Source organism: Leclercia sp. UBA1284 (assembly GCF_002308415.1).
GTDB classification, from domain to species: Bacteria; Pseudomonadota; Gammaproteobacteria; order Enterobacterales; family Enterobacteriaceae; genus Enterobacter; species Enterobacter pneumoniae.
Map to the genome: position 1 here is coordinate 33,079 of NZ_DBUS01000002.1, position 16,461 is coordinate 49,539.

The window sequence follows — 16,461 nt, forward strand, 5'->3', positions numbered from 1 at the left end:
GGGAGCTACGGCTCCCCATATAGCCCAATCAGGCGACGAATCACGCCGTTTGTCCAGCCAAAGCCATCCTGCAGCGGGTACTCCCCCCCGCCACCTTCACGGGGCGTACTGCTGGCGATGTGGTACTTCTCGATCAGCTTGTGGTGCTCCTTGTAATAGTGGTTCACCGTTTGCAGCCAGCTCCAGGCAATTTCATCGCCGAGCGAGTCGTTGCCATACTGTTTGAACCCCTGGATCGCCATCCACTGCAGCGGGGCCCAGCCGTTGGGTTTATCCCACTGTTCGCCGGTCTCATACTCCGTGGCCATGATGCCGCCTGGCGTCAGCAGACGCGCTTTTACGGCATCGGACAAACGTTCGGCCTGCTCATGCGTCGACATTCCTACGTACAGCGGCACGATGCTGGCTGCAGAGAACAGGGCCATCTCCTCGCGTCGCCAGTCGTAGTCACGATAGCAGCCCGTCTCTTCATCCCACAGATAACGGTTCACCGCCGCGCGACGATCGCTCGCCTTCTGATGGAAAATCTCTGCGGTCTCTTTATCCCCTTTCGACGCCGAAATATTGGCGATGGCGCTCTCCAGCTTGAAGAGGAACGCGTTCAGGTCGATAGGGATAAACTGCGTCGTGCGGATGCTCGCCAGCCGTGACGGATCGCGCAGCCAGCGGGAGGAGTAGTCCCAGCCCGAGGCCGCCCCGGCGCGCAAATCGCGATAAACTTCGTTCGGCGGACGGCCAGAGTGGCGGGCCGTTTCCACGTCTTCGATCCAGGATTCATCGCGCGGAGTGTCACGGTCATCCCAGTAGCGGTTGAGCAGAGAGCCGTCCGGCATACGTACTGCGCTACGATAAGCCTGGTTGAGCAGCAGCGACTCGGCGCCGTCCATCCAGAACGCGTATTCCATCTTCAGGTGGTCCAGATAGCGCTTCGCGCCGCGTACGCCGTCCTCTTCGAACAGCTCGACCATCAGGGCGAAGACGGGCGGCTGGGAACGGCTCAAGTAGTAGGTACGGTTGCCGTTCGGAATGTGACCGTAGCGCTCAATCAACCACGCAAAGTTATCCGCCATACATTTCAGCAGATCGTTGCGGCCGCTCTCGGCCAGCCCCAGCATGGAGAAATAGGAGTCCCAGTAGTAGGTTTCGCTGAAACGGCCGCCCGGCACGATATAGGCCTGCGGCAATACCAGCAGTGATGACCACGGGATATGATCCTGCGGCTCGCGCGTCAGCACCGGCCACAGGTTATCAATGTGCTCTTTCAGGGACAGACCCGGGTCAGAGATGTACTCTTTGCTGTAGTCTTCCGGCAGCCAGAAGTGGTTATCCACAAACTGGCGCAGGTTAAAGTCCCGGTGGCGTCTGACTTTACGGTAGCGGATAAGGATATCCAGCGGATCCATCTTTGGCGCGCAGTCGGGGAACGTTTTGCTGTCTGCAAAGAGTCGCGTCGACTGAACGTGCTCAAACAATTCAAGGTAACGATCGGCCGGGGTCAGCGCATCAGATGCGGGCAACCCCTCGATCATTTCCGGTTCCGGCTCCGCCTCAATCATCTCATCCAGTTTTAACTCGCAGGGATCGGTTTCGTAGCGAATCTCTTCCGCAATCTCGAACTCGATAACCTCTGCTGCCTGTAATTTCTGGTTGAACATGGTGGTGTGGACCTCCGGTTTTGTCGTAACAAATACGGGTTTTTCCCGGTCGTCTTTTAAGCGTAGACATTCGCTTCGGTGAATGCGGTGCGAAGTGTGCGGTCGATCACGCTTTTTCCCCGCTAACGACGCGCAAAAAACACATTAACCTAATGAATTTACAACGTTAAAAGGTATTTTAAGGACGTTAAGCGGGGAATGAAAAATCAGAGCATTCGTTGTCGCGCACTCTCGTGAACCGTGGCTGCGGTGTGACTGGCTTTCTGGTTCGCGTTAGCGCTCTCGCCCAGCGCCTTACTGGCTGCTTTTTCTGCATGTGCGGCGCTGTAGGCGGCCAGATGCGAAATGACAATCGCGTAAATGCTCATCAGGGACACCCACAGGATGCTGTTTTTCCACCACAGCAGGGTGGGGATCGTCAGTACGGTCCAGGCGAGGGCCAGAATAAGGTGGATCTTCGACATAAACGTCGCGGTAATTTTCAGGTGCATGTTCTCTACTCAGTCTTAAATTATTTTCTGAAGGGTACGGCTTAGCGCCTTTTAAGATTAGCCAACTCCCTGGCCGACAACGGGCTATTTTGTTACCGTTTGTACATAAGTCCATGAGGCGTGCCTTTGCCGTTTAACGTCACCCGCTTTACCAGGAGGGAGAGTGGATTAACGCTGTTAGCGACCTGGCAGCAGGCGGAGAAGACAGGTCAAAGGAGGGGGCGTGATCTCCCCATCCCCTGTGGCAGCCCACAAGAATGATGCGTTGTCTTTTATTTCATCACGCCAAAAAAAAACTGGCCGTTGCGCGGCCAGTTTGGGTAAAGCACTCTCCTGCGCAAACAATCAGCGCATGGTAACGAACTCTTCCGCCGCCGTCGGGTGAATCGCAACGGTGTTATCAAAGTCTTTCTTGGTTGCGCCCATCTTCAGCGCCACCGCGAAGCCCTGCAGGATCTCGTCCATGCCGAAGCCAATACCGTGAATGCCGACGATTTTCTCTTCCGGACCAACACAAACCAGCTTCATACGGCAAGGCTGGCGATGAGAGGTGACCGCCGTGTACATGGCAGTAAACGACGATTTGTAGACTTTGACCTGCTCGTCACCATACTGCTCGCGCGCCTGCGGCTCGGTTAAGCCAACGGTGCCGATAGGCGGATGGCTGAAGACCACGGTCGGGATATTGCTGTAATCCAGATGCTCGTCCGGCTTGTTGTTAAACAGACGCTCGGAGAGGCGACGGCCCGCCGCAACGGCAACCGGCGTCAGCTCAACCGCGCCGGTGTTATCGCCAACGGCGTAGATGCCCGATACGCTGGTGTTCTGGAATTTGTCGACAACGATGTAACCTTTTTCATCGGTTTTAACGCCGGTTACCGCCAGGTTGAAGTTGTCATTGGCGGGTTCGCGACCAATTGCCCAGATCAGGCAATCTACGGTCTGGCTACGGCCATCTTCAAGCTCCAGCGTCAGGCTACCGTCGGCATTTTTCACTACCGCTTTCGGTACGGCATTGGTGTGCAGGGTTGGCCCTTCCGCGTTCATCACTTCGACCAGGGTCTCAACGATCAGCGGGTCGAAGCTGCGCAGCGGCGCATGTTTACGCACGAACAGGTGCGCTTCTGCGCCCAGGCCGTTAATCACGCCAGCCAGTTCAACGGCGATGTAGCCCGCACCGACAACGGCAACGCGCTTAGGCAGAGCAGGCAGCTCGAAGAAGCCGTCGGAGTCGATACCGTACTCCACGCCCGGAATGTTCGGGTGGCTCGGACGGCCGCCGGTGGCGATCAGGATATGATCGGCGGTGATCGTCTCGCCGTTCACTTCGATCGTTTTTGCATCTACAAAGCGGGCGAAACCGCGGATTACGTCAACGTTGTTCTTGCCCAGCACGTTATCGTACGAGGTGTGAATACGGTCGATGTAGGCGGTACGGCTGGCGATCAACTTATCCCAGTCGAAGTGGTTAAGGGTCGTGTCAAAGCCATAATCCGGGCCATACATATGGATAGCTTCACGGATCTGCGCCGCGTGCCACATCACTTTCTTCGGTACACAACCCACGTTTACGCAGGTGCCGCCTAACTCTTTGGCTTCAATCAGCGCACACTTCTGGCCATACATGGCCGCACGGTTAATAGAGGCGATGCCGCCGCTGCCGCCGCCAATGGCGATGTAGTCATAATGCTTGCTCATGAGTCTTATCCTTAATATCTGGTTGGCGCGATTGTATACCTGAAATCAATAGTTTCCACCGATGCCTGCAATTACTCTGGCACGTTCCAACTGACGGTGGCGTGGCCGGTTCCCGCTGGCACCAGGGTTTTGTGCAGCCACGGCAGCACGTTATTCATCTGCGCTTCGAGCTTCCACGGCGGGTTAATGACAATCATGCCGGAGGCGGTCATACCGCGTTGATCGCTGTCCGGACGGACGGCCAGCTCAATTTGCAGGATTTTGCGGATGCCGGTCGCTTCGAGGTCTTTGATCATGCGCTTAATTTGCGCGCGCAATACCACCGGATACCACAGGGCGTAGGTGCCGGTGGCAAAGCGTTTGTAACCTTCGTTGATGCCGGTTACCACCGCCTGATAATCGGTTTTAATTTCGTACGGCGGGTCGATCAGCACCAGACCGCGACGGGAGACCGGCGGCAGTTTAGCCTTCAGTTGCTGATAGCCATCAGCCTTATCTACCCGGGCGCGGTTGTCTTTCTGGAATTCAGAACGCAGCAGCGGGAAGTCGCTCGGGTGCAGCTCAGTCAACTGCAGGCTGTCCTGCTCGCGCAGCAGCTGGCGGGCAATCAGCGGGGAACCGGGGTAGTAGCGCAGCTGGCCGTTGCGGTTGAAATGATTCACCACGCCGATATAGGGCTCCAGCTCGGCAGGCAGGTCGTCCTGCTGCCAGATGCGGGCAATACCTTCCAGATATTCACCGGTGCGCTCGGCATGTTCGCCGCTCAGTTGATAGCGGCCCGCGCCGGCATGGGTGTCCAGATAGAGAAAGGGTTTGTCTTTCTCTTTCAGCGCTTCAATGATCAAGCTCTGTACAGTGTGTTTAAGGACGTCGGCGTGATTGCCCGCGTGGAAGCTATGGCGATAACTGAGCATGGGTAAAGGTGTTCCATCAGGTAAAAAAAAGCGTATCGCCACAGTATACAGAAAAGTCGCCACCGCCGCGAAAGCGCAACGCCCGGTATTGAAATCCTCTACACTTACCCCCATTACTGACCCATATGCACAGCGCCGGATGCGCGCTTCACTTACCCTATTTAACAGGACAGCGTTTATGACCAATCCATTACTGACGCCTTTTTCCCTGCCGCCATTTTCTAAAATTCTCCCTGAGCATGTGGTGCCTGCCGTTACCGAAGCGCTGGGCAACTGCCGCGCAGCGGTAGAGAGCGTGGTGGCGCAGGGCGGGCCGTACACCTGGGAAAATCTGTGTCAGCCGCTGGCCGAGGTGGACGACGTGCTGGGGCGCATTTTCTCGCCGGTGAGCCACCTGAACTCGGTGAAAAACAGCCCGGAACTGCGCGAAGCCTATGAACAAACCCTGCCGCTGCTCTCCGAGTACAGCACCTGGGTCGGCCAGCACGAGGGGCTGTATAAAGCCTACCGCGACCTGCGCGACGGCGATCATTACGCCGCCATGAATACTGCCCAGAAAAAATCGGTCGATAATGCCCTGCGTGATTTTGAACTGTCCGGTATCGGGCTGCCAAAAGAGAAACAACAACGCTATGGCGAAATCGCCGCCCGTCTGTCCGAGCTGGGTAACCAGTACAGCAACAACGTGCTCGACGCCACCATGGGCTGGACGAAGCTGATTACCGACGAAGCGGAGCTGGCCGGGATGCCGGAAAGCGCGCTGGCCGCGGCAAAAGCCCAGGCCGAAGCGAAAGAGCAGGAAGGGTTCCTGCTGACGCTGGATATCCCGAGCTACCTGCCGGTGATGACCTACTGCGATAACCAGGCTCTGCGTGAAGAGATGTACCGCGCCTACAGCACGCGTGCGTCCGATCAGGGGCCGAATGCCGGTAAATGGGATAACAGCCCGGTGATGGCTGAAATCCTTGCCCTGCGTCACGAGCTGGCGCAGCTGCTGGGCTTTGAAAACTATGCCGACAAATCTCTCGCCACCAAAATGGCGGAGAACCCGCAGCAGGTGCTGGACTTCCTGACCGATCTCGCCAAACGCGCCCGTCCGCAGGGTGAGAAAGAGCTGGCCCAGCTGCGCGCCTTCGCGAAAGCGGAGTTCGGCGTAGACGAACTGCAGCCGTGGGACATCGCTTACTACAGCGAAAAACAGAAACAGCACCTCTACAGCATCAGCGATGAGCAGCTGCGCCCGTACTTCCCGGAAAACAAAGCCGTCAATGGCCTGTTCGAAGTGGTGCAGCGTATCTACGGCATCACCGCCAAAGAGCGCAAAGATATCGACGTCTGGCATCCGGATGTGCGTTTCTTCGAGCTGTATGACGAGAAAAATGAACTGCGCGGCAGCTTCTACCTCGATCTCTATGCGCGTGAAAACAAGCGCGGCGGGGCGTGGATGGATGACTGCGTGGGCCAGATGCGTAAAGCGGACGGTACTCTGCAGAAGCCGGTTGCCTACCTGACCTGTAACTTCAACCGTCCGGTGAGCGGCAAACCTGCGCTCTTTACCCACGATGAAGTGATCACCCTGTTCCACGAGTTCGGTCACGGTCTGCACCACATGCTGACCCGCATCGAAACCGCGGGTGTCGCCGGTATCAGCGGTGTGCCGTGGGATGCGGTCGAGCTGCCGAGCCAGTTTATGGAAAACTGGTGCTGGGAGCCGGACGCGCTGGCGTTTATCTCCGGCCATTATGAGACCGGCGAACCGCTGCCGAAAGAACTGCTGGATAAAATGCTGGCGGCGAAAAACTATCAGGCGGCGATGTTTATTCTGCGCCAGCTGGAGTTCGGCCTGTTCGATTTCCGTCTGCACGCCGAGTTCAGCCCGGAGCAGGGGGCGAAAATCCTTGAAACGCTGGCCGAGATTAAAAAGCAGGTCGCCGTCATTCCGGGGCCAACCTGGGGTCGCTTCCCGCACGCGTTCAGCCACATCTTTGCGGGCGGCTACGCAGCGGGTTACTACAGCTACCTGTGGGCCGACGTGCTGGCGGCGGATGCTTACTCCCGCTTCGAAGAAGAGGGGATTTTCAACCGCGAAACCGGGCAGTCGTTCCTCGACAACATCCTGACCCGTGGCGGTTCCGAAGAGCCGATGGAGCTGTTCAAACGCTTCCGTGGCCGTGAGCCGCAGCTGGATGCGATGCTGGAGCATTACGGTATTAAGGGTTAATTGCCGCAGTGAAAATTTGTTTGCTCGATGAAACAGGCGCCGGAGACGGCGCCTTATCTGTTCTGGCCGCCCGCTGGGGGCTGGAGCACGATGATGAAAACCCGATGGCGCTGGTAATGACGACAACGCATTTGGAACTGCGCAAGCGCGACGAACCGAAGCTCGGCGGCATTTTTGTCGATTTTGTCGGCGGGGCGATGGCGCACCGGCGCAAATTTGGCGGCGGTCGCGGCGAAGCGGTTGCCAAAGCGGTCGGCATCAAAGGCAGTTATCTACCGGACGTGGTGGATGCCACGGCAGGGTTAGGGCGCGATGCGTTTGTGCTGGCCTCGGTGGGCTGTCGAGTGCGAATGCTGGAGCGTAACCCGGTAGTGGCAGCATTGCTGGACGACGGATTAGCGCGCGGCTATGCGGACCCGGAGATTGGCCCATGGCTGCAAGAGCGCCTGCAATTGATCCACGCCTCCAGCCTGACGGCGCTGACTGACATCACACCACGCCCACAGGTAGTCTATCTCGACCCTATGTTCCCGCATAAGCAGAAAAGTGCGCTGGTGAAGAAAGAGATGCGGGTGTTTCAGTCGCTGGTGGGACCGGATCTGGATGCAGATGGGCTGTTGGCACCTGCCCGGCTGCTGGCGACAAAGCGTGTGGTGGTGAAACGCCCGGACTACGCACCGCCGCTGGCGGATGTGGCGACCACCAACGCGGTGACCACGAAAGGGCATCGGTTTGATATTTATTCTGGTACGCCGGACGTATAGTGCGGTCTGATGCCCTCACCCCAACCCCTCTCCCACGGGGAGAGGGGCTCGATCATTCCCTCTCCTGTGGGAGAGGGGCAAACGTTTTATTTACTCGTCTTCTTCGTCACGCAGCGGAACAATCAGCATATCCACGTGCACGGTATTGATCAGCTGGCGCGCGGAAGACATCAGCTTGCTCCAGAAGTCCTGATGATGACCGCAAACCACCAGGTCCATATCGTATTTCTTAATCGCATCAACCAGCACCTGACCGAGGTCGCCGCTACCGCTCAGGGTCTCGGTAATCGGATAACCCGCATTCGTTGAAAGCTCGCTCAGGGCGTGGTGAGTCTCTTCAGAAATACGCTTCTGCATATCCCCAAGATTGACATCGATGAGGCCGGTATAGAGATCGGAGTAGTTAACGTCGACGTGAATCAGGGAAACTTTCGCATTATACGGACGTGCCATGGATACGGCTTTATCGACCAGCACTTTGCTCTCCGGGGAGAGATCGACTGCGATAAGAATATGTTTGTAAGCCATAGTGTTACTCCTTCCTTAAGTGATCGATGACCAGCGCATTCAGCCGCTGTCTACCTGCTCTCATTACGGCCCAGTTGAACAAATTTTTCAAGCATTGGTGTTGATAACGATTAACCTTGTGGCAAAAAAATTAACGGATCTCCTACACTATTGATTAAGCCGGTCGGATATTAAAACGTTAACCCGTCCGGTTTCGTGTGACTCTTTCACTGAGCGGTCTGTCAGGGTATCGGGGAGCGGTAGTCCCGAAGCGTTGCTTCGTGGGCGTGTCGCCGGGGAGGAGGTATGATTAGCACCGTCGCATTATTTTGGGCGTTATGTGTAGTTTGCATCGTAAATATGGCGCGCTACTTCTCATCGTTACGCGCGCTACTGGTCGTTCTTCGTGGTTGCGATCCATTGCTTTATCAGTATGTGGACGGTGGAGGGTTCTTCACCTCGCATGGACAGCCCAGCAAACAGATGCGTCTGGTGGGGTATATCTACTACCAGCGTTACCGCGATCATCATGATGAAGAGTTCATCCGGCGCTGCGGGCGCCTGCGTCGTCAGTTCATTTTAACCAGTGCGCTGTGTGGCCTGGTTGTGGTGAGTATGATTGCGTTGATGATCTGGCACTGAACAAAAAAAAGCGGGTCAGTTTCCTGACCCGCTTTTTCTGTCTCTGCCTGCGATTAGAGGAACTGCAGAGAGATCCAGTACAGACCGCCAGAGAGCAGGATAGACGCTGGAAGGGTAAACACCCAGGCCATCAGGATGTTGGTCACGGTTTTGCGCTGCAAACCGCCGCCATCAACGATCATGGTACCTGCCACGGACGAAGAGAGTACGTGGGTTGTAGAGACCGGCATACCGGTATAACTCGCCAGACCGATAGAAACGGCGGCGGTCATCTGCGCGGACATCCCTTGCGCATAGGTCATGCCTTTCTTACCGATCTTCTCGCCGATGGTGGTCGCCACGCGGCGCCAGCCAATCATCGTACCCACGCCCAACGCTAACGCGACCGCCATGATGATCCAGATTGGCGCGTATTCGATAGTGTTCAGCATGTCGCCTTTCAATTTCTTCAGCAGACGTTTATCGTCAGCGTTCACGTCAGGCAGCTTGCCCACTTTATCGGTCACGTCGGAGATGCACAGCATAATACGGCGCAGCTGGCTACGTTGCTCGACAGAGAGTTTGTCGTAGCTTTCGACATCCGTCAGCATGCCTTTCGCCCGTTCCAGCGCGCTTACTGCGTTAGCCGGGTGGCAGTGGAACTCACCCGGTGCCGTAGTTGCCCCCGCGTCCGGAGAAGGGATTAACTGATCCACGCCAGTCGCTTGTTTCAGCAACTCAGGACGCTGCTGGAAGAAGGTTTCCACGTTGTTGACCGCATCGCGCGTACGGGTGATTTCGTAGCCCGTGGCGTTCATATTCACCACAAAGCCCGCCGGTGCCACGCCAATCAGGACCAGCATCACCAGACCAATGCCTTTCTGACCGTCGTTAGCGCCGTGAGAGAACGCAACGCCGATGGCAGAAATGATCAGGGCGATACGTGTCCAGAATGGTGGCTTTTTCTTGCCATCTTTCTTTTCACGCTCGGCCGGCGTCAGGTGGATACGGGCCCGTTTTTTGGTGCCGCTCCAGTAACGACGCAGCAGGAAAATCAAGCCACCTGCGACCACCAGACCAACGATAGGAGAGATAATCAGGGAGCCGAAAATACCCACAACTTTAGGGATGTTCAGCGCGTCCACCACCGAGGTGCCCGTCATCAGTGCATTGGTTAAACCAATACCGATAATCGCGCCAATCAGGGTATGTGAACTGGAGGCTGGCAGGCCAAAATACCAGGTACCGAGGTTCCAGATAATTGCGGCAAACAGCAGGGAGAATACCATGGCAAGGCCATGGCCGGAGCTGACGTTCAACAGGAGATCCGTTGGCAGCATATGCACGATTGCGTAAGCTACACTCAGACCTCCAAGCAGAACGCCAAAGAAGTTAGCCACCGCCGCCATGACAACCGCAACCTGCGAGCGCATAGCACGTGTATAGATAACCGTTGCCACTGCGTTCGCCGTGTCATGGAAGCCGTTAATCGCTTCGTAGAACAAAACAAATGCCAGAGCAAGCAATAATAAAAGCCCGGTATGCAGATCCAGGCCAGCAAACAAATGTAGCATAGGACGTTACGCCATCTTGGGGACATGAACGCGGCGCATTATCCAGGACAAATGCGCAACGGGCAAAGTGAAATATAGCTTTTTTTTGATTTACTGACTGAATTAAGCGTAGCACTAAAACAATATTTTATTACATTTCAACGAAATGAATAAAAATCAGGTTATTAACGCTGGTAGGGCCACCGACGAAACTTTACAATTCGCGCCCTGTGAATCTGGAGGATTAAGACGTGGAAAGGTTTGATGCCATCATTATTGGTGCCGGTGCGGCGGGAATGTTCTGTGCGGCAATGGCCGGACAGGCAGGGCGTCGCATTTTGCTGCTGGACAATGGCAAAAAACCTGGGCGTAAAATCCTGATGTCAGGCGGTGGCCGCTGCAATTTTACTAACCTTTATGTTGAGCCTGCTGCCTATCTCAGCCAGAACCGTCATTTTTGCAAATCTGCCCTGGCGCGCTACACCCAATGGGACTTTATCGACCTTGTGGGTAAACATAATATCGCCTGGCATGAAAAGACGCTCGGTCAGCTGTTTTGCGACGATTCTGCGCAGCAGATTGTCGATATGCTCGTCGCTGAGTGTAATAAAGGCGGCGTTACTCTCCGTTTACGCACCGAAGTGTTAGAAGTAACCCGCGATGAGCAGGGCTACACCCTGCAACTGAACGGTGAAACCGTTCAGGCGGCGAGTCTGGTCATTGCCAGCGGTGGCCTGTCGATGCCGGGGCTGGGGGCGTCGCCATTTGGTTACAAAATCGCCGAGCAGTTTGGCCTGAAAGTTTTACCGACCCGCGCCGGGCTGGTGCCGTTTACTCTCCATAAGCCGCTGCTCGAGCAGTTGCAAACCCTCTCTGGCGTTTCGGTGCCGTCGGTGATCACCGCCGAAGACGGCACCGTTTTTCGTGAAAATCTGCTCTTTACCCACCGTGGTCTTTCCGGTCCGGCGGTATTACAAATTTCCAGCTACTGGCTGCCCGGTGAGTTCGTAACGGTAAACCTGCTACCGGAGTGCGACCTGGCGGCGTTTCTCGATGAGCAGCGTGCGGCGCATCCGAATCAGAGCCTCAAAAATACCCTTGCCATTCACTTGCCGAAACGGCTGGTGGAGTGCCTGATCTTGTTGGGCCAGATTCCTGATATCACGTTAAAACAGCTCAACAGCCGCGATCAACAGACGCTTGTCGATACCCTTACGCAGTGGCGAGTGCAGCCTAACGGCACCGAAGGCTATCGCACCGCAGAAGTTACCCTCGGCGGCGTAGACACCCATGAACTCTCTTCCAGAACAATGGAAGCCCGTAATGTGCCAGGCCTCTACTTTATTGGCGAAGTGATGGACGTTACCGGCTGGCTGGGCGGTTACAATTTCCAGTGGGCATGGGCCAGCGCCTGGGCCTGCGCGCAGGCGCTGGCGGAAAAGTAAAACCTGCCAGACGCCCCGTTGTGAGATAAAATATACCCGTTATCCTTCAAGCTGCAGCTGCGTTGGCTTTGTTACCCGGCTCCTCCCCGGAGCTTGTCTTTTAAGGCCAGCACAAGCGTTTTAGTCCGCAGCTTGAATGATGCAGGGTAGTGAATTCCCGCCCCCGAGCGGGATTTTTATTTTATTAAGGGTAAAGAGACCATTTAACGGTCCGCCCTTTTCTTTGCTGCATGGTGTGTCTGGTTCTCAAAAAGGGTTGTATATGGCATCTGCTCATCTCGGTTTCCCTACGGAAACCGTTGTTGTCTTTGTCGTGATGGCTGTCGGGGCGATGTTTATCGACCTCTTCATGCACCGTCACGATAAACCGATCTCGTTAAAAAGCGCCGCGATGTGGTCCATCTTCTGGGTCATGATGGCGATGGCCTTCGCCGGTTTTCTCTATGTTCACCACGGCGCGGAGATGGCCAGTCTGTTCCTCACCGGTTATGCGCTCGAGGAGGTCCTCTCGGTCGATAACCTGTTTGTGATGATGGCGATCTTCGCCTGGTTCGGCGTGCCGGATAAGTATCGCCACCGCGTGCTCTACTGGGGCGTGTTAGGGGCGATCGTGTTCCGTGGGATCTTCGTGGCAATCGGCACCAGCCTGTTGAGCCTGGGGCCCTACGTGGAGGTGGTTTTTGCGCTCATCGTTGCCTGGACGGCGGTGATGATGCTTAAACGTGGCGAAGAGCAGGATGAAGTGGAAGATTATTCCAACCATCTGGCCTACCGTCTGGTGAAACGCTTCTATCCCGTCTGGCCAAAGATCAGCAGCCACAAGTTTCTTCTGACGCAGAAAGAGGTAGATGCTGAACTGGAAAAACCGGAAAACCAGGAGGTGATGGTTGGACGCGTGAAGAAGGCGAAGCGCTATGCCACGCCGCTGCTGCTTTGTGTGGCAGTTGTTGAGCTTTCCGATGTGATGTTTGCGTTCGATTCGGTGCCGGCCATTATCGCCGTAAGCCGCGAACCGCTGATTATCTACAGCGCCATGATGTTTGCCATCCTCGGCCTGCGTACGCTCTACTTTGTGCTGGAAGCGTTGAAGCAGTATCTGGTGCACCTTGAAAAAGCGGTGGTGCTGCTGCTGTTCTTCGTGGCCTTTAAGCTGGGACTTAACGCCACCGACCATTTCTGGCATCACGGCTATGGCATTGGGGCAACCGCCAGCCTGTTTGTGGTACTGGGGGTACTGGCGCTCGGTATTGTGGCGAGTCTGTTGTTCCCCGGGAAACGGAACGCAAGTTAAACGCAAAACGGTGACTTAGATTGTCATGCCGAACGGTTAAGCAGTTCGGTATTTCTGTGTCACTGAAGTGGAAAGGTTCCGTTCACTATGGCATCTCTGCTTTATGCCGGTTCCTCTGCGATGAACGTGCCAGGGGGCTCGCCGCCGCCCCCCTGGCTACCCCGGCTCCCGGCAATGAAAATCGCCGCTTCGCGGATTGTTCGCCCCATCCGTGGGGCTCACCCCTTCGGGGCCAGCACAGGTGCTGTCCAAAATTGCTCCCGGCAATTTTGTCCTCGGCTTTCTCCCTCCGGCTATCGGGTCGGGCGCGATCCTACATCCCTGTAGGTCACGCCCTCTCGGCGCATCCCTGCGCCTCGCCCCGGCCTGCGGTCAACGCCTCGGCGATTTTCTGCCGGACTGGCCCTCCCTCCGGCCACTCTGCGGCCTGACCAGGGCACGGGTGTTGACTCCCCGCTGAAATCGGCGAACCTGAGACCGGATGACAAGGGCTGGACGCCATGGATGGCGGCCAGAGGCGAAGCGAGACAGGGATGTCGAGTTGAGCCGACCGCAGGCAGGAGGTCGGGAGGTGAGCGCAGTGCGAAGCACCGATTTCGTTGCGGGGCCGCGGGGATTGACAAGGGGGACCCGGCGGTCCCCCTTGTCACGTTCACGGGTGGTGTAATGCCATATTCTGCTGAACATGAGGTGAACGGAACGATTCCACCGTGCTTAACCGATCAGCATTCCAACCCAGGCAGCCGTTTTCGTCTCTGCCCGAAAGGAGCTTAATTTTTGATGGGCGAATTCCTGCGCGCGCGCGCCGGATGGAAGTGCCGCCAGTGCGGATCTTGCGCCGCAGCCAGCAACTCATGGTCGCCACGGGTATCGCCCCAGGCGCGCAGATGGTACTGGCTAAGATCGCCATACACCTTCTCCAGTCTGGCAACCTTCTGTGCACAGCGGCAATTGTGGCCGGTAATCTTCCCGGTCAGCTTACCCTCTTTCACTTCCAGCTGGGTGCCAATCAGTTTAATACCGAGCTTGTCGGCCCACGGCTGCAATACCAGCGCCGGAGAGGCAGAGCAGATCGTCACTTCAGCGCCAGCATTCACTTCCGCGGCAACCGCCAGCACGCCCTGCGGGCGCATCAGCTTTTTCCAGTACTTTTCACAAAATGCTTCCGCCTGCTGACGTAACCAGTGTTCATCTACCCCGGTGAGGAAGGTTTTGATTAACACCTCTTTCAGTTCGTCGCGGGTCAGTTTGCGGCGCACACAGTGGAGCGTGGGCAGCGCCATGCGCACCAGGCGACCCGCAAAATAGCGTTTGCCAAAAGCAAAGCGCAGGAAGGGAATAAAGCTGTCGTGATGGGTTAATGTTCCATCAAAGTCGAAGACAGAGAGCACGGTGGACTTTGCCGTGGTCTCGTCGGCAATCATATTGGTCATAACTACGTCTTAGCGATAGAAAAGTTTCTGCCCGTCAGTTTACCTGTTTTAACCGACTATTTCTTAAACTGACGGGCGTTTTTTACAGCCCGATTGCACTCCGGATCAGATAATGTCATCCACTACGCCGCCGTCCACGCGCAGCGCCGCGCCGGAGGTGGCTGAAGCCTGCTGCGAGCAGACATACACCACCATGTTCGCCACTTCCTCTACCGTGGCGGCACGCTGAATCACGGAGCTGGGGCGGTTGGCCATCACAAACTCTTTCGCCAGCGTTTCGAGCGATTTGCCTGTCTTCTCGATCTCATCTTTCATCATGTCGGCAAAGCCGTCCGACATCGTCGGGCCGGGCAGCACGCTGTTGACCGTTACGCCGCTACCGGCCACAAATTTCGCCAGCCCGCGCGCCAGCGAGAGCTGCGCCGTTTTGGTCACGCCATAGTGGATCATGTCTGCCGGAATATTGCGTGCGGATTCCGATGAGATAAACACCACGCGGCCCCAGCCCTTGCGCACCATGCCGGGCAGCAGGGCGCGTGAAAGACGCACGCCAGACATCACGTTGGTCTGCCAGTAGCGATCCCAGGTTTCATCGTCGGTTGCATAGAAATCCTGCGGGCCGTAAATCCCGGCGTTATTGACCAGAATATCAACGTTTGATGCCGTCCGCAGAACCGCCTCTACCCCTTCCTGAGTGCTCAGATCGGCAACCGCCGCACGTACCGTTACGCCGGGAATCATCTCCTGTAACTGCTGAATTCCCTTGTTGACTGATTCAGTACTGCGGCCATTGATGATCACTTCGGCGCCGCTTTCGGCCAGTCCTCTGGCAATAGCGAAGCCAATTCCACCGGTAGAAGCCGTTACCAGCGCCACTTTCCCCGTAAGATCAATTTTCACGGTCTGCTCCTTGTCATGATTGAAGTTCAGACCCATAAGCGTAGCAGTTCAGCGTTATGACGGCTGGCTGAAGAGGCGCAGTAAGGTATCGACCTGTTCATCGAGCGGGGTGAGGGTGCGTTTCACGATCAGATGAAGCGGCGTGGCGCGGCGTAAGCCGTGGCTCAGGGGGAGTACCTTCAAAACGCCGCTTTCCAGCTGCGGCTGGATGCGCTCTTCTGGCAACCAGCCATATCCCACCTGGTACATCACCGCTTCGATGGCGGCATCGATGGTCGAGAAGGTCCATGCTTCACCACCCGCAGGGGCGGCATGGTCCTGTCCCGCTATCTGGATAAGAGGCCACGGACGCAGCATCTCATCATTGAGCGGCGCGTCAAGGGCAAACAGTGGGTGGTCCCGATGCGCCACGGCCACAAAATCAATATTCATGAGCCACTCGCCGCGCCCGGTCACATCCTGACGACGGGTTAAGACCATCACGTCGGCTTCGCTTTCGGCCATCGCCTCGCCGGCGTTTTCGAGAATTTCGGTCAGATGGACCTGGGTTTGCGGGTAGCGTTGTTGAAACTGACGCAGAATGGCAAAAAGATGTCGGCGAGGGAAGATGCTGTCTACCACCAGATCCAGTCGGGTGCGCATCCCGTTTCGTAGCGTTGTGGCGTGATTTTCCAGCCAGGTGAAGGCCTTCAGCAACGGTTTCACCTGTTTTAGCAGCAGCTCGCCTTCGGGCGTCAGCACGGCCCGACGGCCCTCCTGTACCAGCAGAGCCACGCCCAGCCGCTCTTGTAAGAGTGCCAGATTGTAGCTGACGGAAGACTGGCTGCGGTGAGTCTCTTCGGCGGCCCGCGCAAAGCTGCCTAACGCAATCACGCGTTCAAGCAGGGCCCACTGTTCAAGGGTCGTTTTATGCATACTTATCTAATTTTTGAATGAATTTGATTAAATCATAGCGTTATTAATCCAAT

At 56.3% G+C, this 16,461-nt stretch carries 14 protein-coding genes; 5 read left to right on the top strand and 9 right to left on the bottom strand.

Features of this window, described 5'->3' with window-relative positions; translation table 11 throughout:
• Positions 1 to 5 precede the first annotated feature (5 nt).
• The 4 genes from B3511_RS00580 to B3511_RS00595 form a co-directional block, all read right to left on the bottom strand.
• Positions 6 to 1,655 (bottom strand): alpha,alpha-trehalase, encoded by a 1,650-nt coding sequence (locus tag B3511_RS00580; RefSeq protein WP_286758338.1) that lies wholly within the window; start codon positions 1,653 to 1,655, stop codon positions 6 to 8.
• A 206-nt stretch (positions 1,656 to 1,861) separates the two neighbouring features.
• Complete coding sequence (locus tag B3511_RS00585) at positions 1,862 to 2,146, bottom strand: monooxygenase (protein ID WP_286758339.1); 285 nt, start codon at positions 2,144 to 2,146, stop codon at positions 1,862 to 1,864.
• Positions 2,147 to 2,491: 345 nt separating this feature from the next.
• Positions 2,492 to 3,844 carry a glutathione-disulfide reductase gene (gene gorA / locus B3511_RS00590; RefSeq protein WP_046886813.1) on the bottom strand — a complete coding sequence of 451 codons (1,353 nt, stop codon included), beginning with the start codon at positions 3,842 to 3,844 and terminating at the stop codon, positions 2,492 to 2,494.
• Between the two features lie 71 nt (positions 3,845 to 3,915).
• Positions 3,916 to 4,758 carry a 23S rRNA (adenine(2030)-N(6))-methyltransferase RlmJ gene (locus B3511_RS00595; RefSeq protein ID WP_286758340.1) on the bottom strand — a complete coding sequence of 281 codons (843 nt, stop codon included), beginning with the start codon at positions 4,756 to 4,758 and terminating at the stop codon, positions 3,916 to 3,918.
• 178 nt (positions 4,759 to 4,936) lie between these two features.
• Here B3511_RS00595 and prlC point away from each other — a divergent pair, with 178 nt between their 5' ends.
• Together prlC and rsmJ are read left to right on the top strand one after the other, a co-directional pair.
• The gene (prlC, locus tag B3511_RS00600; protein WP_040078192.1) at positions 4,937 to 6,979 is read left to right on the top strand and encodes an oligopeptidase A; all 2,043 of its coding nucleotides are present in this window, start codon (positions 4,937 to 4,939) and stop codon (positions 6,977 to 6,979) included.
• A gap of 8 nt (positions 6,980 to 6,987) precedes the next feature.
• Entirely contained in the window at positions 6,988 to 7,743 is a 756-nt protein-coding gene (gene rsmJ, locus B3511_RS00605; protein ID WP_046886811.1) for a 16S rRNA (guanine(1516)-N(2))-methyltransferase RsmJ, read from the top strand.
• 90 nt (positions 7,744 to 7,833) lie between these two features.
• Here the strand turns inward: rsmJ and uspA are convergent, their stop codons facing one another.
• Positions 7,834 to 8,271: a universal stress protein UspA gene (uspA, locus tag B3511_RS00610; protein WP_003861223.1), complete on the bottom strand. Its 438-nt coding sequence runs from the start codon at positions 8,269 to 8,271 to the stop codon at positions 7,834 to 7,836.
• A 285-nt stretch (positions 8,272 to 8,556) separates the two neighbouring features.
• Between uspA and uspB the strand changes: the two genes are divergently transcribed.
• Positions 8,557 to 8,892, top strand: a complete 336-nt coding sequence (uspB, locus tag B3511_RS00615; RefSeq protein ID WP_259423944.1) for a universal stress protein UspB — start codon at positions 8,557 to 8,559, stop codon at positions 8,890 to 8,892.
• Positions 8,893 to 8,945: 53 nt separating this feature from the next.
• On the opposite strand, the gene pitA is transcribed toward uspB, so the two are convergent.
• Positions 8,946 to 10,445, bottom strand: a complete 1,500-nt coding sequence (gene pitA / locus B3511_RS00620) for an inorganic phosphate transporter PitA (RefSeq protein ID WP_040078196.1) — start codon at positions 10,443 to 10,445, stop codon at positions 8,946 to 8,948.
• A 230-nt stretch (positions 10,446 to 10,675) separates the two neighbouring features.
• Between pitA and B3511_RS00625 the strand changes: the two genes are divergently transcribed.
• Positions 10,676 to 11,869 carry an NAD(P)/FAD-dependent oxidoreductase gene (locus B3511_RS00625; RefSeq protein ID WP_046886810.1) on the top strand — a complete coding sequence of 398 codons (1,194 nt, stop codon included), beginning with the start codon at positions 10,676 to 10,678 and terminating at the stop codon, positions 11,867 to 11,869.
• Positions 11,870 to 12,131: 262 nt separating this feature from the next.
• Entirely contained in the window at positions 12,132 to 13,160 is a 1,029-nt protein-coding gene (locus B3511_RS00630) for a TerC/Alx family metal homeostasis membrane protein (protein ID WP_040078198.1), read from the top strand.
• 770 nt (positions 13,161 to 13,930) lie between these two features.
• Here B3511_RS00630 and B3511_RS00635 read toward each other — a convergent pair.
• The 3 genes from B3511_RS00635 to B3511_RS00645 all read right to left on the bottom strand — a co-directional run bounded on the left by B3511_RS00635 (position 13,931) and on the right by B3511_RS00645 (position 16,408).
• On the bottom strand, positions 13,931 to 14,593 hold the full coding sequence (locus tag B3511_RS00635; RefSeq protein ID WP_082035735.1) for an HAD family hydrolase: 663 nt from the start codon (positions 14,591 to 14,593) through the stop codon (positions 13,931 to 13,933).
• Positions 14,594 to 14,698: 105 nt separating this feature from the next.
• Positions 14,699 to 15,493: an SDR family NAD(P)-dependent oxidoreductase gene (locus B3511_RS00640; protein WP_286758414.1), complete on the bottom strand. Its 795-nt coding sequence runs from the start codon at positions 15,491 to 15,493 to the stop codon at positions 14,699 to 14,701.
• 54 nt (positions 15,494 to 15,547) lie between these two features.
• On the bottom strand, positions 15,548 to 16,408 hold the full coding sequence (locus B3511_RS00645) for a LysR family transcriptional regulator (protein WP_207292569.1): 861 nt from the start codon (positions 16,406 to 16,408) through the stop codon (positions 15,548 to 15,550).
• Positions 16,409 to 16,461: the final 53 nt, after the last annotated feature.